This window comes from Polycladidibacter stylochi (assembly GCF_001562055.1).
In the GTDB taxonomy this organism is placed as follows: Bacteria; Pseudomonadota; Alphaproteobacteria; order Rhizobiales; family Stappiaceae; genus Pseudovibrio; species Pseudovibrio stylochi.
On sequence record NZ_LLWE01000018.1, the window covers coordinates 175,805 to 196,844 of the forward strand.

At 45.1% G+C, this 21,040-nt stretch carries 16 protein-coding genes and 1 pseudogene; 6 read left to right on the plus strand and 11 right to left on the minus strand.

The window, feature by feature from the left end:
• Positions 1 to 7: 7 nt before the first annotated feature.
• Positions 8 to 1,222: an MFS transporter gene (locus AYK67_RS04095; protein WP_068082683.1), complete on the minus strand. Its 1,215-nt coding sequence runs from the start codon at positions 1,220 to 1,222 to the stop codon at positions 8 to 10.
• 69 nt (positions 1,223 to 1,291) lie between these two features.
• Between AYK67_RS04095 and AYK67_RS04100 the strand changes: the two genes are divergently transcribed.
• Positions 1,292 to 1,705, plus strand: coding sequence for a helix-turn-helix domain-containing protein (locus tag AYK67_RS04100; RefSeq protein ID WP_068082686.1), 414 nt, complete (start codon positions 1,292 to 1,294; stop codon positions 1,703 to 1,705).
• Positions 1,706 to 1,802: 97 nt separating this feature from the next.
• Here the strand turns inward: AYK67_RS04100 and AYK67_RS04105 are convergent, their stop codons facing one another.
• The 4 genes from AYK67_RS04105 to bcp all read right to left on the minus strand — a co-directional run bounded on the left by AYK67_RS04105 (position 1,803) and on the right by bcp (position 5,661).
• A complete protein-coding gene (locus AYK67_RS04105) occupies positions 1,803 to 2,576 on the minus strand; it encodes a hypothetical protein (protein ID WP_068082689.1) in 774 nt (257 codons plus the stop codon).
• Between the two features lie 184 nt (positions 2,577 to 2,760).
• On the minus strand, positions 2,761 to 4,170 hold the full coding sequence (locus AYK67_RS04110) for a M23 family metallopeptidase (RefSeq protein ID WP_068082692.1): 1,410 nt from the start codon (positions 4,168 to 4,170) through the stop codon (positions 2,761 to 2,763).
• Positions 4,171 to 4,331: 161 nt separating this feature from the next.
• Positions 4,332 to 5,138 carry a ferritin-like domain-containing protein gene (locus tag AYK67_RS04115; protein WP_068082694.1) on the minus strand — a complete coding sequence of 269 codons (807 nt, stop codon included), beginning with the start codon at positions 5,136 to 5,138 and terminating at the stop codon, positions 4,332 to 4,334.
• Positions 5,139 to 5,169: 31 nt separating this feature from the next.
• Positions 5,170 to 5,661: a thioredoxin-dependent thiol peroxidase gene (gene bcp, locus AYK67_RS04120; protein ID WP_244266876.1), complete on the minus strand. Its 492-nt coding sequence runs from the start codon at positions 5,659 to 5,661 to the stop codon at positions 5,170 to 5,172.
• 219 nt (positions 5,662 to 5,880) lie between these two features.
• Between bcp and AYK67_RS04125 the strand changes: the two genes are divergently transcribed.
• From AYK67_RS04125 to AYK67_RS04135, 3 genes are all read left to right on the plus strand, one after another.
• Positions 5,881 to 9,135 (plus strand): YhdP family protein, encoded by a 3,255-nt coding sequence (locus AYK67_RS04125; protein ID WP_068082697.1) that lies wholly within the window; start codon positions 5,881 to 5,883, stop codon positions 9,133 to 9,135.
• 121 nt (positions 9,136 to 9,256) lie between these two features.
• Positions 9,257 to 9,997, plus strand: coding sequence for a phytanoyl-CoA dioxygenase family protein (locus tag AYK67_RS04130; protein ID WP_068082698.1), 741 nt, complete (start codon positions 9,257 to 9,259; stop codon positions 9,995 to 9,997).
• On the plus strand, positions 9,994 to 10,998 hold the full coding sequence (locus tag AYK67_RS04135; RefSeq protein ID WP_068082699.1) for a class I SAM-dependent methyltransferase: 1,005 nt from the start codon (positions 9,994 to 9,996) through the stop codon (positions 10,996 to 10,998). The genes AYK67_RS04130 and AYK67_RS04135 overlap by 4 nt, the downstream gene beginning before the upstream one ends.
• A gap of 157 nt (positions 10,999 to 11,155) precedes the next feature.
• Here the strand turns inward: AYK67_RS04135 and AYK67_RS17090 are convergent.
• From AYK67_RS17090 to AYK67_RS04165, 6 genes and pseudogenes are all read right to left on the minus strand, one after another.
• A pseudogene (locus AYK67_RS17090) lies at positions 11,156 to 11,449 on the minus strand (tyrosine--tRNA ligase); the annotation flags it as partial.
• Positions 11,450 to 11,555: 106 nt separating this feature from the next.
• Entirely contained in the window at positions 11,556 to 13,625 is a 2,070-nt protein-coding gene (locus tag AYK67_RS04145) for a methyl-accepting chemotaxis protein (RefSeq protein WP_068082704.1), read from the minus strand.
• 660 nt (positions 13,626 to 14,285) lie between these two features.
• A complete protein-coding gene (gene tyrS, locus AYK67_RS04150) occupies positions 14,286 to 15,539 on the minus strand; it encodes a tyrosine--tRNA ligase (RefSeq protein ID WP_068082707.1) in 1,254 nt (417 codons plus the stop codon).
• Between the two features lie 129 nt (positions 15,540 to 15,668).
• Positions 15,669 to 16,067 (minus strand): bleomycin resistance protein, encoded by a 399-nt coding sequence (locus AYK67_RS04155; RefSeq protein ID WP_206597492.1) that lies wholly within the window; start codon positions 16,065 to 16,067, stop codon positions 15,669 to 15,671.
• A 341-nt stretch (positions 16,068 to 16,408) separates the two neighbouring features.
• Positions 16,409 to 17,818: a type I glutamate--ammonia ligase gene (glnA, locus tag AYK67_RS04160; protein ID WP_068082711.1), complete on the minus strand. Its 1,410-nt coding sequence runs from the start codon at positions 17,816 to 17,818 to the stop codon at positions 16,409 to 16,411.
• Between the two features lie 163 nt (positions 17,819 to 17,981).
• On the minus strand, positions 17,982 to 18,320 hold the full coding sequence (locus AYK67_RS04165; RefSeq protein ID WP_068082713.1) for a P-II family nitrogen regulator: 339 nt from the start codon (positions 18,318 to 18,320) through the stop codon (positions 17,982 to 17,984).
• Positions 18,321 to 18,949: 629 nt separating this feature from the next.
• Between AYK67_RS04165 and AYK67_RS04170 the strand changes: the two genes are divergently transcribed.
• Both AYK67_RS04170 and AYK67_RS04175 read left to right on the plus strand, forming a co-directional pair.
• Positions 18,950 to 19,357, plus strand: coding sequence for a VOC family protein (locus AYK67_RS04170; protein ID WP_068082718.1), 408 nt, complete (start codon positions 18,950 to 18,952; stop codon positions 19,355 to 19,357).
• A 123-nt stretch (positions 19,358 to 19,480) separates the two neighbouring features.
• Positions 19,481 to 21,034, plus strand: coding sequence for a bifunctional ADP-dependent NAD(P)H-hydrate dehydratase/NAD(P)H-hydrate epimerase (locus AYK67_RS04175; RefSeq protein ID WP_068082721.1), 1,554 nt, complete (start codon positions 19,481 to 19,483; stop codon positions 21,032 to 21,034).
• Positions 21,035 to 21,040 lie beyond the last annotated feature (6 nt).

Sequence of the window (21,040 nt, forward strand, 5' to 3'; positions counted from 1 at the left end):
ACAGTTGCTATGCCTGCTCATTTTGGTCAAAGTGTAATAGTGCTGCAATTAAGGATAGGCAGCAGAGAAATGAGGCGATTATTGCAAAAGTTGCCTGATAGCCAATGGTGTTAATCAATGGCATGCTGGCGAAAACCGAAAGCAACTGCCCCATAAATATTGAGGTGGTTATCATGCCGCTGGCGCGGCCGCGTTGTTGCGCAGGTGCTATTTGTAAAGCAATCGCTGGAAATATGGGCGAAGCAAGTGCATAGCCGGTACCGGTTGCGGCAACTCCAACAAATATTGCCAGAGTGTTTTGCGTAGATAAAAGAGCGATGCCGCTGGCCATGAATAGATAGGCAAGTGATAGCAACCTTCTATTACCGATGCGCTTGCTCAATTTAGAGAAATACAACGCCGATGTGCCACCCATTATCATGATAGTGGCAAGGGCAAATCCGGTTAAAATGGCGGCGCTTTTGCCCAAACTGTCAAAATAGAAGGGCAACTGGGTTGGCAAAATGAAAAAGCATAGATTGGTCAAGAGCTGTAGGAGAGCGAGTATAACCAGTTGTAAACGCCAACTTGATGCTGCTTGTTGAGTGTCATTGGTTGTTTGTTGCTGTTGTTTTACCGTAATTTGTGGCTCTTTAATGCTTTGCAGCAAAAATGGCAGTATTAATAGTGCAAGGGCATAGACAGCAAAGGGTGCTTTGGGTGAGAGCGAAGCCAAAAAGCTGGCGATGAGAATAAATACAAGTCCGCCGAAGTTTCTGGCAGATATTTGTAGGCCGATGATCTGGCTACGTTTGGGTTGGGTGTAATAGTCTCCTGTTAACGCCGTTTGTGCCGTCATTACCATGGCCACAGCAATCCCAAGGATCAGGCGACTTATCATAATAGATACCAAACCGGGCAATACCATTCCAATTGTGCCCGCTATGGCGAAAAGTAGAACCCCTGACAACAAAAGCGGTCTGCGACCATATTTGTCGGCAAAACTGCCGCACAGGGGGGCGGCAAAAATCACGCTGAGCGAGGGGGCGGGAACCAAAAGCCGTGTTAACCATTGCGCGCCAGGCTGGCTGGCATACATTGCCTGTAAATCGGGCAGGGCAGGGCTAATGGCGGTATTGGCCAGCACTGTTAATGCTGCGGCAAACAGCAGGCTGAGTGCACGCTTGTCGTACCATGCCCAATGGTTTGCCAAGGGGGGCGCTAGGGGGATTACTCTACGCATTGTTTGAGCCTCTTGCTTTTTTGTGTTGGTTTTGCGAGGCTACAACTTCAAGTCAACTTGAGGTCAATAATGAATTTTCTTGATATTGGCGAAGTTAGCATGCGCTCCGGTGTCAAGCCTTCAGCGCTGCGTTACTACGAGGAGCTCGGGCTTATTCAATCGGCCGGGCGTAGCGGATTACGCCGCCAATATGAAAGCGGCGTTTTGTTGCGGTTGGCTTTTATTAATCTTGCCAAGTCCGGCGGGTTTTCACTTGACGAGATAAAGGGCATGTTCAGCACTGACGGACAGCTTCAAATACCAAGGGGGCGTGTGCAAGAGCGCGTCGCGCAAATTGATGCGCAAATTGAAGAGCTGTCAGCTCTGCGTGATATGCTCTCTCATATTGCCGTGTGTCCGGCACCGAGCCACTTGCAATGTCCGGCGTTCCGCCAGCTGCTGAAAGACGCTGTTTTACAAAAAAAGACAGAATCCAACTCGTAAACCCGCTCTGTTGCCTTTTGCCCGAAACTATACGAGATAGCATTAGTTGTATTTCAATAAATAAAGCTATCTCGCTATACTATTGTAAATAGTGCTTTTATTTTGCGTCAGCTATTTCTTCTGTGATGGTGAAACTCGTATTGTTTATGAGAAATCTTGTATCTCCCAGAATAACGCTCGGCATGAATATTCTCTTGACTTCTTCCAAGTCTCTGCTTTTCCAAATAAAGCGTTTATCTTCGGCAATTAACCCTTGAGCCCAATTTATGGCTGCGGGCAAGTCATGGCCATCAGGCTTGTAATCAATATAGTTTAAATTTTCAAAGCAGGGAGAGACTGTAGGGTGAACTTCGTTTATGGGTCGCAAACTGCCACTTTCTGTCGTTTCACTATAGAAATCAAATCCATAGATATGACAGGATTTGAACTCAACGGCTTGTAGCATGGCCAGAAAGGAGAGGCCCGCATAAGGCCAATAGGGCATTGCCATGCTTAAGTACATGTAATGATTTAAAGTAATGGGTTCAAAGTTTTTTATGTTCCATGTTTGCGAGAGGCGCTCAAGATAGTTGGGGACCACTTTGCCCTGACAATAGGGAAAATAAAAGCCTTCGTTAGTTAGCGGTATCGAACTCATTACAAGAGGGGTGTCTAGATGAGCCTTTAGCAAGTGATCTAAATCGATACCTTTAAACTCCCGGTCAAGAAAGGCTGATACCCAAATATCGCATTGCTCATAACTTCTATTAAATCGCACGATGATTGCGTCATCTGGCGCAATTGAGTTGTCAGCGCCATGGGACAATACATAAACATCTTTACCCTTCACAAGCTCCGCTAGTTTTGGATAGTGAAAATTAAGAGATTCCATTCATGCCTCGGTTGTAACAGGTTACAATTAGTATGTATGCGGTATGTAGTTCATACTGTTACAACCTAAAGGCATTTTTGTTAATACTTCAAATCGCAACAGGCGGTTTGTAAGCGATATGATTTGTTGAATCATGGTCAATGGGTTTGTATGCGTAAACGCAAATCGGCAATTATGCTTAGGCTCATATATTCTCGCCAGCCGTTAAAAACTGGGTTGGGTCAACGGCTGCTCCATTGATACGGGTTTCGTAGTGCAGGTGGGGGCCGGTGGAGCGTCCGGTATTGCCCACTAAGCCGATCATTTGCCCTGGCAAAACCTTGTCGCCTTTTGCGACAAGTAGTTTACTCATATGCCCGTATCTGGTGATAACTCCGCTCGGGTGCATTATTTCGATAGAAAGACCATAGCCGCCTTTATTGCCGGAAAAAGTGACACTGCCTAATGCTGTGGACATGACCGGTGTTCCTGTGGGAGCGGCAAAATCTAAACCACTATGGAATGCCGGCTTTTTTAAAAACGGATCAAGGCGGGAGCCAAAGTTGCTGGTTAAGCGCCGGGTTGCGAGAGGTGACAATAACGGGATTTTTGGAGATAGCGCCATGAGTTCGGCCCTATGTACCAGTGCAGCCTTCGCCCGCAGCCATTGTCCGGTGAATGATTTACCATCCAGTGGAATGTAAGGGCCACCTAAGTTGTCGAGATGATTTTCAAGCGGTATTTTAAGTGAGTTGTAGGTGCTTTCCAGATGGCTGATATGTGCCTCGGCCGCGTCGGCAATTGTTTGCATTGCTCTTGTTGGTATGGTTTGGGCTTCATTCAGTCTTTGGGCAAGCGTTTCGAGTTGCTGTTGCTTGTGTGCTGTTGTGTTGTGCGTGTTTGCACTATTTTGCAATCGGTTTTGATCACTTTTTGAGTGCTTTTGCAGCGGTTTTTCGTTGTTTTTGACACCTCTGAGTTCAAGTTCTTGTATATTGTTGAATATATTTATTTTTTTATTGTTTTGGCTTGAATGTGTCCCGTCTGTGGCAGTTTTGCTTTGATTGGCAATCGTTGCTTCACTCGCTGGGGGGCGTAATTGATCTTGGCTGGTAGTAGTTGGCACAATGGTATTTGAAGCATCATTGGTTACGGGATATGGTTCTTCGTATTGTGCCTTCTGGTTGTCGATTTGTAATCCGGTTGCTTTTGCAAGCTGCATCAATTGTGAAATTTTGCCAAGCTGATCGTCCAGTTCGGTTTGTTGGGCAATGACACTGCCAATTTCTCTGGTTGTGTTATGCTCTGCCAAGCTTTTGCGCGAGGCGAGTTTTTCCAGCTCTATTCGCAGGCTGGTAATCTCTTGCTCATAGCCTTTTTTTGTTGCTTCATGGCGGGAGAGAAATGCGAGCAGAATATCATCTTTATACTCGCGATAGAGTAGCGAGGTGACAAATGCTGTTTGTAGTGATAGCAAAAAAACGATTGCTATTGTGGTTAAGAATGGGTGATGGGCAATAATACGTTGTTTGTTGCCATTGACGTAAACAAGAAATTTCCGTGGCCGTTTTATACGTTCTGCCCGGTTGTTTTGCCGGTTTTCATTGCGCCCCATGAGTGAAATCCTAGTAACTAACTGTAATTATTGTAATAAATTAGTGTTGCCTCTCCGTTTTTTTTGGAGATGGCATTCAAGGATCTACGAAATATTAGTTGTAAAAACCCTCTATTGCTCACTATGGCAGCAAAGGGTTTTCCTAGAGTTAATATTAATTTTTAACTTATTTTCATAAGTGATCGGTAGAAATTGGGTGTTAGTCCGGCTTCGGAGCGCGCTCTGTCGTTAAAGGGCGGTTTGAGTGCTCCTTTAAAGTATTTGCGTACCAGCTTTTGGAATTCTGTGTGGGGGTTAATGCGCTCCCGGTCGCACAAAAAGCGAAACCACTTAGTACCAAAGGCAACGTGGCGTTTTTCATCATTATATATTGTTTCCAATGCTTTGGCAGTGTCTTCATCGTTTCCAGAACGGGCTTTGGCGATCATTGGCGGGGTAATATCAAGGCCTCGTGCTTCCAGTACCATGGGCACAATAGCAAGGCGGGCTTTTAGATCGTGGCCGGTGGATTGTGCCGCTTGCCATAGGCCATCGTGTGCTGGCAGATCACCATAACCATACCCGAGCTTTGCAAGCCGATTTTCCAGCATTTTAAAGTGTTTGGCTTCTTCAAGGCCAACTTGTACCCAGTCATCGTAAAATGAGCGCGGCATTTGAATAGCGGTAAAGCGTCCAATCAGATCCCACGTCATGTCAATGGCATTAAGCTCAATGTGGGCCAAAGAATGAAGAAGCGCCAGTTTGCCGCTGGTGCCGTTCATGGCACGCTTGGGCATATCCCTTGGCGCTAAAAGTTGTGGTTTTTCAGGCCTGCCCGGCCGGTCTGGCATGGTGATGGAACTGGAGGGATGCCCTATATCGAGCGAGCGGTTAAACCATTTTGCAGCGGTTTCGTAGGCCAAACTAACCTTATCTGCGGTTTGAGGGGCGCTGACTATTGCGTTTGATGATGCTTGTAATGAATGCATTATGCTTTTCTATTGTTGGCTTATTTCGGGCCTATGCGTTTTGGAGTTCTTGCAGTTTTTCAAGTACGGCATCGATATGACCTGGCACTTTAACCTTACGCCAAATGGCGGCAATTTTCCCTTCAGGATCAATGATAAAGGTTGAGCGGACTACCCCCATATACTTTTTGCCGTACATGTTTTTTTCCTGCCAAACACCGTATTGTTGGCAGACATCGGCTTGTTCATCGGCACCAAGCAGGATGGTGAGGTCATGTTTATTGCGAAAGTTACTATGCTTTTTTATGGAGTCTGGCGAAATGCCCAATATGGTTGCGTTCAGCCCAGCAAACTCTTGTTTATATTCGGAAAATGCAATTGCCTGCTTGGTGCAACCCGGGGTGTTATCTTTAGGATAAAAATATAATACCACATAACGGCCTTTATTGTCTTGCAGATTGAAAGTACCGCCATTATCAGTTTCTATGATGAAGTTCGGTGCAATGGCTGTTTCAACAAGAGGTTCCGTCATTTTTTCAGTCATAAAAAGTCCTTTTCGATGGTTTCCATTCAATTGATATAGTTGCAGCGCTGGGCTGCACGTTGAGCAGAGGAGAGCCTTGGTCGTTATCCATTTTTGCTCTGGTTGATCTTGAAACTACAGAAATTGCAGCTGTGTGCAAGTTTAAGCTGATAAATCGGGATATATTAGAGTTTGACTGATAACAGGTTCGCGTATTACAAGAACTTTGGAGAGTAAATATTGGCAATTCGTGGTAAAAATAAGCGCTCGTGGCCTCGAAATACAGTATTGCTATTGATCGTGATTGTTATCGTGATCTCGGCACGCTTACTCTATGCCCCAATTTCATTGCCATTTCTTTCAGAATACGTATCCCGCTTAATAACTAACTCAAATTTGGATATTAAGATTGGCGGATTAACTCTCGATTTCTCTCAGTCCAGTGGGAGTTATGTTGTTTTTGAAGACACTTTGGTTGAAGTCTCTGGTGAGGCATCGGCACGCGTTTTGCTGCCCAAGGTTAGAGCAAAAATAAATACGCTCGGGTTGTTTTTAGGGCGTATCGAAGTAAATTCCCTAGTTATTTCAAGGCCATCAACACTTTTACGCATTAATAGCAGTTCTGCGCCTTTACCCAAGGTGCAAACTGAAGTGATGGCGATGGACAAGTTTTCAACGATTATTGCCTCTGAGCTTGAGCGTTGGGAGCTGAGTACAATTACCCTTGAACGGGGCTTTTTAAATATTTCGGCAGCAGGCCAGACGTATTTGGCAAGCGGCATAGATGCAGAGTTTAAGCTGCTAGATGACTTGTCTTTTCGCGTTAATGCCAATGTGGCAGGCCGGCTCGGCCGCTGGTCTTGGGAACTGGATCGTTTGGTTGATGTGAAGACAGGGGAGCGGCTCATCAATGTTGCCATCAAAAATGCAGCTCTGGGAGATTTGTTGTCTTTAAGTACCGCTAAAGAAGTACCGCACCTCACCTCTACGCGTGTTACGGCTGTGGGGAAGGGGTACCTCGGTGCTTCTGGCGACTTTGTAAAAGCGAATTTTGATATTAAAACCAGTGAGTTATTTCTTGGAAGCGCTGAGGAAGATATCCGGCTTGATAGTGCGCATTTGAATACTAGCGTCGTGCGCGGGGATGATGATCTAACAATCAACCAACTGATACTTCGCTCAGGGGAAACCCGTTTGGTACTGGGTGGGTCGATAAGTCCGCCAGTTATTGAGGGGGCACCATGGAGCTATTCGCTAGGTTCAAGAGAAATTGTTTTGGCACCAAGCGATGTTGAAGCGAAACCATTGGTTTTTTACAGAGCTAAGCTGAACGGGCGTGTGAATACCAATAGTAAGACTGTCTTTATTGATTACGCCAAAGGTGAAAGCTACGATTCGCAGATTTTAATTGCGGGCTCATTAGATTATGGGGTGCATGGCCCTGCGCTTGCTTTGGCTGTGTCATCACCTGGATTGAGTTTGGCGCAGGTGATGCAGGTCTGGCCAGTCCCGGCTGCACATAAAGCAAGAGACTGGCTTACCGAACATATCAAAGGCGGGCGTGCAAGTGATATCAAATTGGACCTAGCTCTCGGGCCCCATGCGTTTGACGGCGTTGTTGGTGGAGAGGCCGGTTGGTCTGGTGATGATATTACCGCGAGCTTTCAACTTCATGATGTTGCTCTTAAGCCTCTTCCAAGTTTACCAGAAGCGCAAGAGTTAAACGGAACGGGTGCTATTAAGGGTGAGAGTTTGGATATTGTTGCTAATAGCGGCTTTTTCCAGATGCCTGATGGCAATAAACTTTCTGTCCCATTGGTGAATTTTAAAATCCACGACCTTGCCGAAAATGATCCTAACCCGACTGATTTACTTATAAAAGTCAAAGGAAGCGCCCGGGATTTGGCTGTATTGCTGGATTCAGAGCCGATTAATGCGTTGGACCAACTGAAGGTCGAGCCTTCGGCCTTTTCTGGTAAGGGTGAGTTGGAACTTGATGCCGAATTGGCTCTGGCCGAAGACATTGCAATTGATGATATCAAGTGGAAAGCGGAATTACGGACCTCCAAGTTTTCCAGTACCAGCAAAATCTCCGGTCAAGAATTGAAGAATGCTGACCTTATTATTCAGGCAAACCAAGATGAAATTGCGATTACTGGAAAGGGTGAATTAAACGGGCTGCAAGCAGATATCAAAATGAAAAGCCCGCTTGATAAAAACGATAGAGAAGCTGCAACTCAAGATATTGTTCTGGAAGCAGATGCTAAGGAACTATCCAAGCAGGCACCGGGAATAGATGAGTTTCTGGAGGGGCCTGTAAAGATACGGGTTAATGACACTGATAAAGGCGAGTTTTACGAATTGGATTTAACCCGCTCCAAGATAAAACTTGAACCGATTGGCTGGACTAAGGCTCCTGGTGTGCGTGCTAAAGCAAGCATGCAGATTAAAAAGAAGGGCAAGGCAACTGTTATTGATCGCTTTACACTCGTTTCCGATGGTGTTGATATTCAAGGTAGATTAACAATTAATGCCAAAGGACAGTTTCAAGAGGCCGAGTTTAAGCGTTTCAATTTAAGGCCTTCTGACAGCATGTCGCTATCCGTTAAGGTGCTTGGTAAAAACTCTTTAGGCATTCGTGCAAATGGTCGTTCGTTTGATGCCCGCTCGATTATCCGCCAGTTGTTGCAAAATACGGGCAATAAAAATGGCGGGCGCAGTGGTACACTGCGTTTGAACGCGCAAATTAAGCAGGTGACGGGTTTTAATGGTGTTTACGTCAGTGATGTGAACCTGAAAGCGAATGTTCACAACAAGCAAATTCAGAACCTTACCTTTAATGGGCGTACACAAGATCGTGGGCAAATTGCTGTCAAACTTGAACCTTTTGAAGGAGCACAAAGAGTAACAGGTACAATGGATAGCACGGGCGACGTGCTGCGGTTTTTAGATTTATTCGATCGCATGCAAGCGGGGCGCGGTTATCTGAACATAATTATGCCCGACCAAAGTAATTGGGTTGGTGACTTTATTGTGAAAGACTTCTCGATTATCGATGACAAAGCCATTCGAGCACTAAAAAACGTGCCAAAGAATAAACGGGACCGCCTTAAAAATGCAGCTGTTTATCGCGATGCGGTTAAAAACGGTGAAGCGACATTCAATCGGATGGAGATCAATTTCATTAGAAGCCGTAATACAATAGATATTACGAGGGGGCGTTTGGTTGGAACCGTATTGGGCGGCTTTGTTTCCGGAACTGCAGATTTGAAATCCAAGCGGTTGAATATGACGGGTACATTTGTTCCTGCTTATGCCATTAATAATCTGTTTGCTAAAATACCTATCATTGGCTTTGCTCTCGGGGGCTCGTCCGATGGCGGGCTGATTGGTGTCACGTATAAGCTCACGGGCACTTTTACGGATCCTGTTTTCAAAATTAACCCGGTTTCTGCTATTGCCCCTGGTATTTTCAGAAAGATCTTTGAGTATTAGTAATTCGTAGATTTACTAGGTTAGTACTGATAGGTCATTGTTTTTTATGGGGTAAATTGCGGGATTGCATCTCGTGATGAGGCTGCGCAAAACTGTGTTTTGTATATGAGGTACAAAACACATGTCAGACTTGGATGAAGATGTAGAGCAGCGTTTTGATACTGCCAAATATCTGGCCGATGGCGTACAAGTGCTGCGCGGCGTGTTTCAAGCGGATGAGCTTGCGCCAGCACGCCAACAATGGCGTAATTTTGCCGGACAGGTAGAAGCCGAAGGCTTAGAACGGCAAGATCGTTTTCTACTCGGTAGTTTGAGCGGTGATATTGCGAAGGTTTGTGAGCATTCCAAGCTGCTTGATATGACCCAAGAGATTCTTGGTGAAGATATCGCGCTCTACATGAACCGGTTGCTTGTTAAAGATGCTGTTTGGTGTGGTGAAGTTTGTGTGCACCAAGATCAACCATACTTTAATGGTTCACCCCAGAAAGTTGCTTTTTTTATTCCATTGGAACCTTGCTCCGCTATTGATGGTAATGGCGGTCTTAGTTTTGTGTTGGGTTCCCATCACTATGGGACCTTGGAACGCGGTGCTATTCAGCTGCAGGAATGGCCACCGATGGAGATTCTTTCACCCTCATTGGAAGTTGGTGACGTGGTGGTGATGGATTTTCTTAGTTGGCATTATTCTGAAGCAGCGGTGACGGCAGATGCGCGGCCGCTGCTGCAAATTGTCTATCAAAATGCTTGTGATGGCAGTTATAGCGGTCAATCTTTTGGGGTTGCTGAACCGCGACTGATGCGAGGTGCATGGCAAACGCAGTATTTTGCTGAATTGCGAAGGGGGATTGTACCAGACGCATGAACACGATTATTGAAACAATTAGCTGGTTGGAAAGTAAAGGGTACAAACACATTGCAGTTCTTGTAAATGGCCCAATAAATTCCGTGGTTCCTAAAGGTTTTAAAGGTGTCTTGCTGCAAGCAGATGAGGGCGTGATGCAGCAGCGTAACGTGTTTGGTCGAGAGCCTAAAGTGTATCTGATTAAGGACTGTCCTGTTGAGGTGGATGCGGTTGTTATTGCTGATCGGGTGTTTTTCGCAGCAGCGATGCGACGCTGTGAGTGTCTTTTGCGCCATGGTGTGGTGGTTGTACCTGCAGATAGTGAAGTGCTTGTTTCATCGAAATACAAAGGGTTTGATGCGCAACAAGCTGCATGGGAAACTTCGGCGGCGGCGAACTATGTAGCCCGTTGTAATTTAAAGGGGCACTATCTGGAATTTGGTTGTTGGTATGGTCGCTCGTTCTTCAATAATTACCACGGGATGAAGCATTGGCTTGCCGGTCATTTTTATGCATTTGATTCCTTTGCTGGGTTATCGCCGCCAGACCCTTTGGAAAGTGAGTACACAGGTGGTGATTTTGCCTTGGGTAGCTATTGTTGCAACAGGGAAACGTTTTTGCTGCTTAGCGAGATGGCAGAGGTTGCCCCTGATAGGCTGCAGACTGTTGAAGGGTTTTACGAACAAACGCTACAGGTCGCAGCCGCCGAGTATGGTCTTGCTGAGAAGTCGGTCTCGGTTTGTGTTATTGATTGTGATTTACTGGAGCCAACACGTCAGGTTCTTGAATTTATTAGCCCTTTGCTGGAAGATGGTGCGCTTATCTATTTTGATGACTGGCGTCTTACGCGGGCGAGCTCAAGAGTAGGTGAACGCGCTGCTGCGTTGGAGTGGCTTGCAAAAAATGATAGGTTCGAGTTGGTCGAGTTTGACCGAACGCATTGGCAGCATCAATGGTTCATTTTTGGACGCCGCGATTTTGCCGTTGAACAAAAAAGCCACCAGCTTACCCCGGCCTATTAATTGTAGCAGGTCAAAAATCTTTACGGTTTTATTGCGCATGTGCTCTTTCCATGGGCTTTATCGTATAGTCATTTATGTTCAAATGCAGTTACGTGAAGAAAAACCCTCCAAGGCTCTGCCCGGAGGGTTTCTTTAATGCGTAGATCGTCTTGTTGGCTTATACAGGTTTAATAAGAACGTGCTTTTTCTTACCTAAAGACAATTTAATGGTGCCATCTTCAGCAACGTTTTCGAGTTATATCGTTGCACTATGGTCGGTCACTGCCTTATCGTTCACTTTTACGGCACCGCCTTTGATATTGCGGCGGGTTTCACCGTTAGAAGCGCAAAGACCTGCTGTGACATAAAGGCCAAGAACGCCAATACCGGCTTCCAGCTCGTTACGGGCGATCTCAACAGTTGGCAAGCCAGCGGCGCTGGCACCTTCCTCAAACGCCTTACGCGCGGTTTCTTCGATTGAGCCAGGTATTTTTGAAATACTAATGAGTATTAAAGCGTTCAAGAACCACCTGTTACCAAAGTAATTAGCAACAGGTGGTTTGACTTGCAGCTGTATGTTACACTCGTAGCTCACTAAGGAATATTTCTACATTTTTGCGTAAATCGTTCGTTGTTATCGTAAGACTTTTTGCTGAGTTGCTTACTTTAATCGCTGAATTACTTGTTTCAGTTGCGTTTTTCTCAATCTCACCGATGCTGTATAGACCTTCGGAAGTTGTCGATGAGGCAAGTTCGGCATTACGAGCAATTTCACCTGTTGCAGCAGATTGTTGTTCAACAGCTGCTGCAATTACTGATGCTATCTGATTAATATCATTGATAACATCAGTAATCTGGGCAATTTCATTGACTGCACTTTCTGTCGCTGATTGCACGCCAGAAATTTGCTCTCTAATATTCTGAGTTGCCTTGCCAGTTTGGTTCGCGAGGTTTTTCACCTCGCTTGCAACGACTGCAAACCCTTTTCCGGATTCTCCAGCTCGAGCAGCCTCTATTGTCGCATTGAGTGCCAAAAGATTGGTTTGATCGGCAATTTCATTGATAATCAAGATGATTTCACCAATTTTTTCTACAGCCGCTGATAGACTCATTACAGTCGTGTTTGTGTTGTCAACTTTTTGAACAGCGTGTTGTGCAGTCTGTGAAGCAATATTTATTTGTCCGCTAATTTCGTTAATAGATGCTGATAACTCTTCTGCGCTAGCTGAAACCATTTGTACATTTTGTGAAGTCGATTGAGCTGCATTTTTAACTTGATTAGCCTGATTTTTAGTTTCTTCAGCGTTGGGTGTTAGGATGCTTGTGAGGTCATTTATTTCATTGGTAGAGGTGCTAACTTGCCTAACGACTTCACCGACATGTTTTTCAAACTGCGATATAATGTTATCGAGATTATCACGTTCGTTTTTCTCTTGCTCTTGTTTAATCTTGAGTTGCTGTAACTCTAGTTCTTTGACTTGTATTGCGTTATTTCTGAATACGGTAACGGCGGATATCATTTCAGCAATTTCATCTTTTTGATTTCGCTTCGGGATGAGAACATTAAGATCACCATTTGATAATGAGCGCATTACATTCGTAATATTCGTTATTGGTTTGCTCATACCAACCCCGAAAAACCATGAGATTAGAGCTGTTAAGAAACATAATGACAATGCTGTTATAAGTGCAGTAGTTATTATAGATGTTATCGGTTTAAATATGTCAGCTCGAGGAACTGTTACCACCAGCGTCCATGGTGTGCCTGTATTGGCAATTTTAAGTGGAATGACGACTTGTAAAACACTTTCATTATTCAAGTGTTCATTTGTAAGTGTTATCGCTCGTCTATTATTAACTGCATTGTTCAAATTATTAGAGAAGCCGATTTCATGATAATCTTTATTTATATTATCTGAATTCGGATGATATACAACTTTACCCCCATAACTGATTAGAGTGAGATACCCATGCTCAGAGGGGTGAATTGATTCTAAATCCTGTTGGATACTGCCTAATGATAAATCAACTCCTGTAACTCCATCAGTAGGCGTATTTCCTGAACTTGGAACAACGAATGAAGTTGAGATGACTTTTTTGCCATTTAAATCGTAGACAATTGGCTCCAATATGGTCTCTTTACCAGAGTTAATTGGTATTTTATACCAATAATCCGCCTCAGGATTATCTGTAGAGTTCGAAGCCCGGCCTTCTATTTCACCTGCTTCATCCCTAAATATATAAGGTAGAAAGCGCCCCGAAACGTCATGGTATTTTTTATTAATCCATAGCCTATCGTTACCATCAAATGCGTAAGGCTCCCACGCGGTCCAAGCACCTGACAAATGAGAGTTTCTTTTCAGTTTCTCTTCTAAAGTCAGTATTGCAACTTTTCGATCAGTCGTACTTGTTTGACGTTGCAAGTCAAAATTGGCTGCAAGATCACGAGATATTCGGAAAGCATCATTAAAACGATTTTCTACCGATTGACCAGTTTTAATGGCAATTTCTTCTGTTAAAGATTTAGCTTGGTCTTCAATTATAGACCAACTAGCAAATAAAATTATGCCACCTGAGGATAAAATCATAAGAAACGAGATGGCAACAATTAAAAGAGCTAACTTGCCCTTCAAGCGTAAGAACGGCATACTTCTTCCTACAGTGCGTTGTGATTAATTTTTTTAAGGTTTTATGCATCATGAGAAAGTAGTGCAATAATTAATATTATTAGTTAAAATATGCTATTTACAATAATTTAAAAAATCTAGTATTCAATTAGAATAAATTTTTTTAATATCTGTAAAATGCTGTTTCCTAATAAGAAAAAATGACAATATATAAGAATTAGTTCTTTATAAAAAATATTAATTTCTTATTATGTTAATATTTGAATTTCATTATATAAGGAAAACATTGAAAGTTATATTTCAAAAAATCAAATTATCGGTAGGCTATTAATTTGGATAATAAGTTGTAAAAATATAATGTATTACCCTTAAGGGAAATAACGCAAGGGAGGAATTTTAATAATTAAGTGGAAAAAATAGTCTAAATGAGAAATTGTAAAGTTAAAGTGAATTTTGTCGTTTTTATTAAATGTAATTAACAATTATAATTATTCCTCTTCAAGTGCAGTTATCTTTTTGACTAGATAATTTTATATTTATTATTAAAAATATTTATTAATTTTCTAATAGTTGTATGGGGTAAGCGTTATTGTAGTTATGAATGTATAGAGCGTAGAGAAATTCGTTAAAAAGCCCCAGGCGATGTACGCCCAGAACTCTGATTTTACTATGGTTTTGACCTTAAACAGGCTTAATAAGAACGTGCTTTTTCTTACCTAAAGACAATTTAATGGTGCCATCTTCAGCAACGTTTTCGAATGATATCGTTGCACTATGGTCGGTCACTGCCTTATCGTTCACCTTTACGGCACCGCCTTTGATATTGCGGCGAGTTTCACCGTTAGATGCACAAAGACCTGCTGTGACATAAAGGCCAAGAACGCCAATACCGGCTTCCAGCTCGCTACGGGCGATCATAACAGTTGGCAGGCCAGCGGCGCTGGCACCTTCTTCAAACGCCTTACGCGCGGTTTCTGCCGCAGCTTCTGCCGCTTCACGGCCATGCAACATTGCGGTGGCTTCCGTGGCTAAAACCTTTTTCGCTTCGTTGATACCTGCGCCTTCAAGAGCGGCCAAGCGGGCGATTTCTTCCATGGGCAGAATTGTGAACAGCTTCAAGAAACGTTCAACGTCAGCATCTTCTGTATTGCGCCAGAACTGCCAGTAATCGTAGGGGCTGAGCATGTCTGGGTTAAGCCACACTGCGCCAGCGGCGGTTTTACCCATTTTCGCACCAGATGCGGTGGTGAGTAGCGGTGTTGTAAGCGCGAACAGCTCTTCATCAGCTAGGCGGCGGCCAAGGTCAACGCCAGAGAGAATGTTGCTCCATTGGTCGGAACCGCCCATTTGCAAACGGCAGCCGGTTTGGCGGTGAATCTCAAGGTAGTCATAGCCTTGCAGCAGCATGTAGTTGAATTCAAGGAAGGAGAGGTGCTGCTCTCGCTCCAGACGCAAGCGCACGCTGTCGCGCTGGATCATCTGGTTTACGGAGAAGTAGCGGCCCACATCGCGCAGGAATTCCATGTAATTGAGTTTCAACAGCCAATCGGCGTTGTCCAACATCATGGCGTCTTGTGGACCGTCGCCGTAGGTCAGGAATTTTTCAAAAACCTGCTTAATGCCGTTTTTATTGGCCTCGATGATTTCGTCTGTAAGGACTTTGCGGCTTTCGTCCTTTCCGGTTGGGTCGCCAACACGGGTGGTGCCACTGCCCATTAGTGTGATTGGCCGGTGACCGCATTGCTGGAACCAATAGAGCATCATTATTTGTACTAGGGAGCCAACGTGTAGCGAGCTGGCTGTACAGTCAAAGCCGATATAGGCTGTTACTGTTTCTTTGGCGCATAACGCATCAAGTGCTTCAGCATTAGACATCTGGTGAATGAAGCCGCGCTCTTGCAGTACCTTTAAAAACTCGGATTTGTATTGGTTCATTTTGGAATACACCCGCCCGATCAGCTAGTTTGTCGTTTCTGGCAGGTGTATAACCAAAGTGAGAGGTAAAAGCACGCGGAAAGCGACGCAAATCACTTCGAGTGCGTATTAATCACAGTAGGCTGTTCTTTATTCTTCGATTTCGTGGCCAAAACAGAGCAGATTTCCGTGTGGGTCTTGAATATAAAACTCCCGCATGCCCCAAGGCCGATCGGTGAACTCGGAGAGTTTTGCCAGCGGTGCATTCGACCAGTTTTTAGCCTTTAGATCCTCATAGAGAGAAGTGATTGCTATGCCACGTATGTAAACTTGGCTTTCCTGGCAAATGGCGGGGTCTTCAGTCGCATTGAACATAATTTCGATGCTACCTTTTTTGAGAATTAGCGTGGTTTCGTCTTGATAGACGGCCGCCTCAAACCCTAAGTAATCTCGATAAAATTTTTCTGTTTCTTGCAAATCTAGCGATGGCAGGCAAGCTAGCACGCATAATTCTTGAGAGGTCTGCATATTATCTCCAATGCGCTTCATTGGTTGCTCATTATAAAGACATTGTTAATTCAGCTGCAATTTAAAAGCGGTGCCAAACGCAACACAAATTAACTATACTGTATTGAGCCTTGATTTCTTATGTTGGTATGTGTGTTGCAAGTGAGTATCTCAGGGAACTTTCTTGTAGCTTGACAAATTGAGTTTGTTATGCGCGGGATTAACTTGCGAAATTACAGAAATTTAATTGAATTGTATAATTTGTGACGTAGCGTATCCAAAATAGGCATTCAACCTTTGCAGTTTGCCTTTGATTTTGCAAAAAGAAAGGCCCCGGCCGCTTGAGCAGCCAGAGCCTTCCCCTCTGGTTATTTGCTTAAAGCTTATACAGAGTAGTACATGTCGAACTCGACAGGGTGTGGGGTCATGTCGGTGCGCATGACTTCTTCCATCTTCAGTTCGATGTAAGCGTCGATCTGGTCATCATCCATCACGCCGCCTGCTTTGAGGAAGTCGCGGTCAGCGTCGAGGCACTCAAGAGCTTCACGCAGGGATGCTGCCACGGTTGGGATCTCTGCCAATTCTTCCGCTGGAAGATCGTAGAGGTTTTTGTCCATGGCGTCGCCCGGGTGGATTTTGTTTTTGATGCCGTCAAGACCAGCCATCAGCTGAGCTGCAAACGCCAAATATGGGTTTGCGGATGGATCCGGGAAGCGAACTTCAACGCGCTTCGCTTTTGGCGAAGAGGTGAACGGGATACGACAAGAAGCGGAACGGTTGCGGGAAGAATATGCCAACAGAACCGGTGCTTCATAACCTGGAACCAAACGCTTGTAGGAGTTGGTTGAGGCGTTCGTGAAGGCGTTCAGCGCTTTTGCGTGTTTCAAGATACCGCCGATGAAGTACAGGGCGTTTTCTGAAAGATCGGCATACTGGTTGCCAGCAAATTTTGGCTTACCGTCTTCCCAAATGGAGAAGTGGCAGTGCATGCCGGTACCGTTATCACCAAATACAGGCTTTGGCATGAATGTGGAGGTTTTGCCGTAAGCGTGAGCAACCTGATGAACCGCATACTTGTAGATCTGCATGTGGTCAGCCATCATGGTCAACGGCTGGAATTGCATGCCCAGTTCATGCTGTGCAGCAGCCACTTCGTGGTGGTGCTTTTCAACCTTTACGCCCATTTCAGTCATGACTGAAAGCATTTCAGAACGGATGTCTTGGCAGCTGTCGATTGGCGGGACCGGGAAATAACCACCTTTTGTGCGTGGGCGGTGACCGAGGTTACCGGATTCGTACTCGCTGTCCATGTTGGTTGGCAGTTCGCCGCTGTCGAGCTTGAAGCCGGTGTTGTAAGGATCAGCTGCAAAGCGAACGTCGTCGAAGATGAAGAATTCGGCTTCTGGACCAACGAATACTGTGTCACCGGCACCGCATGCTTTCACATATGCTTCGGCGCGCTTCGCTGTCATGCGTGGGTCGCGGTTGTAGCCTTCACCGGAGACTGGGTCGAGAACGTCACAGAAAACGGAGAGGGTTGCTTGTGCAAAGAACGGGTCGATGTGGGCAGAATCTGGGTCAGGCATCAACATCATGTCGGATTCGTCAATTGCTTTCCAACCAGCGATGGAAGAACCGTCAAAAGCAACACCTTCGGCAAACATATCTTCGTTTACCTGGGAAATGTCCATGGTGACGTGTTGCATTTTACCGCGTGGATCGGTGAAGCGCAGGTCAACAAATTTGACGTCTTTTTCTTCAATTAGTTTTAAAACTTCAGTGGCCGTTGTCATAACGTCCTTCCCCTTCTTCGAAGTGATATTTTGGTTGTGCTGTAGCCAAGATGACGTTTTCAGCAGCTCCCAACTAGACCCTTGTTTAACAAGGTTATGCGTGTGAATGCTCTTGAGGAACAATTGAATTTTTCTCTAGAGCACCAATTGTTAATAGGCTAAGTTAAACAGCCTCTTCGCCGGTTTCGCCGGTACGAATTCTTATGGCTTCCTCAATACTGGAAACAAATATTTTACCATCGCCAATGCGGCCGGTTTGTGCAGCCTCGCGAATTGCTTCGACGGCTTTCTCGGCCAAGTCATCATTCAAGACAATTTCTACTTTTACTTTTGGCAGGAAATCAACGACGTACTCAGCGCCGCGATAGAGTTCTGTATGGCCCTTTTGGCGACCAAAGCCTTTGGCTTCGGTGACGGTAATGCCCTGAAGGCCAACCTCTTGAAGCGCTTCTTTAACTTCATCCAATTTGAATGGCTTGATAATCGCCTCGATTTTTTTCATGGCTTAACCCCGTCCCAACATCTTATCGCGGATCTTCAAAGGCTGGTGCAGCTCTACTCACCTCTACCAGCTCACTATGACTCCGTGACTAAATCCTCATGCGCAAAATTATATGCAGGAACTGTGCCAGTTTTGGGAAAGGGCAAGAAAGCACTCGTTTCCCTAGGTTTTTGATTATTTTTTAAAATCAGAATTCGCATGCGACATCATTTTTTGATTAATAAATAGGCGAAATGATTAAATTGTAGTCAAGTTATTGCATAGAATTCGAGTTTGAGCGCTTAATGAATTGGCAATTGGTTTAAATTGATGCAGCTTGGCGCGGTTTTATGGTTAAAAGACTATTCGTTTTCTAAAATCTTACGCTTGGGGGCTGTTTATCTTTGAAGTGGTAGTTCTGCTTTATAGAGAGTTTAATTATCATGTTTATGAGGCGTTTGGGTTGTTCGCTATTTGATATGCTGAAGGGCATGTGAAGTCAAAAAGTAAGCATTTTGCAAATATATGAGAATTAAGGTGTCTGTGTTACGCTGTCACTGACCTGTGCTTATGGGCTTGAGCTGAAGCTCTGTATCTCTTGCAGGAGTGGTTGAGTTTGTCGATTGTGGCAGAGAATAACAGGAGAGAATATGCGCCTGATTGCCTTGGACCATGTTGTTATAAGTGTGCGTAGTCTTGATGAATCGGTGCCTTTTTACCGCGATATTTTAGGTATGGATGACTTGCTGTTTGGTGGCGGTCGGCACGCACTGCATTTTGGAGCACAGAAGATAAACCTTCATGAGGTTGGGGAGGCTATTGCGCCTAAAGCAACGACCGTTACTCCTGGTGCTGCTGATTTATGCTTTTTGGTCGAAAACCTTGATGCTGCTATTCATCGGCTACAGGAACATGCTGTTGAGATTCTGGAAGGTCCTGTTTATCGGCAGGGTGCGAATTCGGCAGTGCTTTCAGTTTATGTGCGTGACCCAGATGGGAATTTAATTGAATTGGCGCAGCCAGAAAATGTGGTTCTTGCCAGCTCTGACAGTTCATAGGCGCTCTTTTGTATCGCGACTAAATGCCTTTGAACTATATGATTTGCGCATTGCCAATTTTGTACATGATCTATTTAGTGCAAGGGCATAGGAATGATATAGTTTATGTGTTTTGAGGTCGCTATGAACGAGCTAATAGAGCCGCACCAAATGGGCTTGGCGGACCAGTTTACGATTGAGCAAGGTGTTAGCGGTTTCGAGCTTATGAAAAAGGCAGGACGCGCGGTTGCCGATGAAGTGGGCTGTCAATGTGCCTATAATGCGCGCATCGTTGTTTTTTGCGGCCCAGGTAATAATGGCGGCGATGGCCTCGTGGCTGCTCAAATACTTCGTTCTCGCGGCTTTCAGCCCAAGGTCATCTTAGTTTGTGAAGCTGCGTCCTTAAAAGGCGATGCTGCTAAAGCGTTTGCGTACTTGAAACTACCGCTAACAAGTCTTGAAGATGCCCTTGCTGATATAAAAGGTCTTGGCAAAAACGATGTGGTGGTTGATGCATTGTTCGGGGCAGGGCTGTCGCGTGCACCAAGCGGAGACGCACTGCGCATTATTGAGGCGATAAATTGTTGTCGTGCGCGTGTTGTTGCTGTTGATTTGCCCTCAGGCGTGGACGGTAAAACTGGGCGTATAGCTGGTAAAGCAGTTATTGCGCGTTCAACGGTCACTTTTTTCCGTAAAAAACCCGGGCACGTGCTTTATCCGGGAGCAAGTGTGACCGGTCGTCAAGTGGTGGCGCAAATTGGGATTAATTCATCGTGCCTTGAAAAAGTAGATATAGCGGGACGGCTGAATGATAGGGGATGGCTGAAGAAGCTAATTAATGCCCCAAAAGTGGAAGACCATAAATACAGTCGGGGTCATTTATTTGTTATTGCCGGTGATGAGTTTAAGACTGGAGCGGCGCGTTTAGCTGCCAGGGCGGGTGCGCGCTTAGGTGTTGGGGCAGTTAGTCTGTTGGGCGGAGTAGCTTCTTGCCGCTGTATGGCGCAGCATGAGACGAGTACCATGGTTGTGCCCTACGAAAATCTTGAGGTCTTTAAAGATATTCTAGGCGATCCACGGCGCAAGTCTGTTGTTCTTGGTCCTGGGGGCGGTGTGGGTGAGCAAATGCGAGAGCAGGTTTTGGCTGTTTTGCAAAGCTCACACAGTGCCGTGCTGGATGCTGATGCGCTTTCCAGTTTTGCTGAAATGCCGCATATTCTTTTTGACGCGATTAAACTTAAAAAACAGCAGGGCAAAGGTTGCGTGGTGCTGACGCCACATCATGGTGAGTTTTTGCGCTTATTTGGTGATGCACTGCAAAGCTCATTGGAGGAGAGCAAATTATTTTTGACGCAAAAAGCAAGTGCAATGAGCGGGGCAACGGTTATTTACAAGGGGCCTGACACTGTAATTGCTGATAGTGATCTACAACAGCCGTTGGTTAATGCAGGTGCAAGCCCGTGGCTTGCCACGGCTGGTTCTGGTGATGTGCTTGCAGGTTTTGTGGGTGGTTTTCTTGGTTCGGGTGCTGGTGCGGGCCAAGCGGCTGCGGCGGCTGTATATCTGCATAGCCTTTGTGCGAAACAGGCGGGGCCGCATCTTTTAGCCGAAGATTTGATTAATGTTCTTCCACAAGTGCTTAGGGAGTTTTATCTGCAGGAAGGTGAAAGTGATGAAATCGGCTTGTTCGCTACGTAAAGCGCG

Excerpts from the sequence above, each read along its gene's own strand:
- AYK67_RS04095 (WP_068082683.1), bottom strand. The coding sequence starts at position 1,222 with ATGCGTAGAGTAATCCCCCTAGCGCCCCCCTTGGCAAACCATTGGGCA.
- AYK67_RS04100 (WP_068082686.1), top strand. The coding sequence starts at position 1,292 with ATGAATTTTCTTGATATTGGCGAAGTTAGCATGCGCTCCGGTGTCAAG.
- AYK67_RS04105 (WP_068082689.1), bottom strand. The coding sequence starts at position 2,576 with ATGGAATCTCTTAATTTTCACTATCCAAAACTAGCGGAGCTTGTGAAG.
- AYK67_RS04110 (WP_068082692.1), bottom strand. The coding sequence starts at position 4,170 with ATGGGGCGCAATGAAAACCGGCAAAACAACCGGGCAGAACGTATAAAA.
- AYK67_RS04115 (WP_068082694.1), bottom strand. The coding sequence starts at position 5,138 with ATGCATTCATTACAAGCATCATCAAACGCAATAGTCAGCGCCCCTCAA.
- bcp (WP_244266876.1), bottom strand. The coding sequence starts at position 5,661 with ATGACTGAAAAAATGACGGAACCTCTTGTTGAAACAGCCATTGCACCG.
- AYK67_RS04130 (WP_068082698.1), top strand. The coding sequence starts at position 9,257 with ATGTCAGACTTGGATGAAGATGTAGAGCAGCGTTTTGATACTGCCAAA.
- AYK67_RS04135 (WP_068082699.1), top strand. The coding sequence starts at position 9,994 with ATGAACACGATTATTGAAACAATTAGCTGGTTGGAAAGTAAAGGGTAC.
- AYK67_RS04145 (WP_068082704.1), bottom strand. The coding sequence starts at position 13,625 with ATGCCGTTCTTACGCTTGAAGGGCAAGTTAGCTCTTTTAATTGTTGCC.
- tyrS (WP_068082707.1), bottom strand. The coding sequence starts at position 15,539 with ATGAACCAATACAAATCCGAGTTTTTAAAGGTACTGCAAGAGCGCGGC.
- AYK67_RS04155 (WP_206597492.1), bottom strand. The coding sequence starts at position 16,067 with ATGAAGCGCATTGGAGATAATATGCAGACCTCTCAAGAATTATGCGTG.
- glnA (WP_068082711.1), bottom strand. The coding sequence starts at position 17,818 with ATGACAACGGCCACTGAAGTTTTAAAACTAATTGAAGAAAAAGACGTC.
- AYK67_RS04165 (WP_068082713.1), bottom strand. The coding sequence starts at position 18,320 with ATGAAAAAAATCGAGGCGATTATCAAGCCATTCAAATTGGATGAAGTT.
- AYK67_RS04170 (WP_068082718.1), top strand. The coding sequence starts at position 18,950 with ATGCGCCTGATTGCCTTGGACCATGTTGTTATAAGTGTGCGTAGTCTT.
- AYK67_RS04175 (WP_068082721.1), top strand. The coding sequence starts at position 19,481 with ATGAACGAGCTAATAGAGCCGCACCAAATGGGCTTGGCGGACCAGTTT.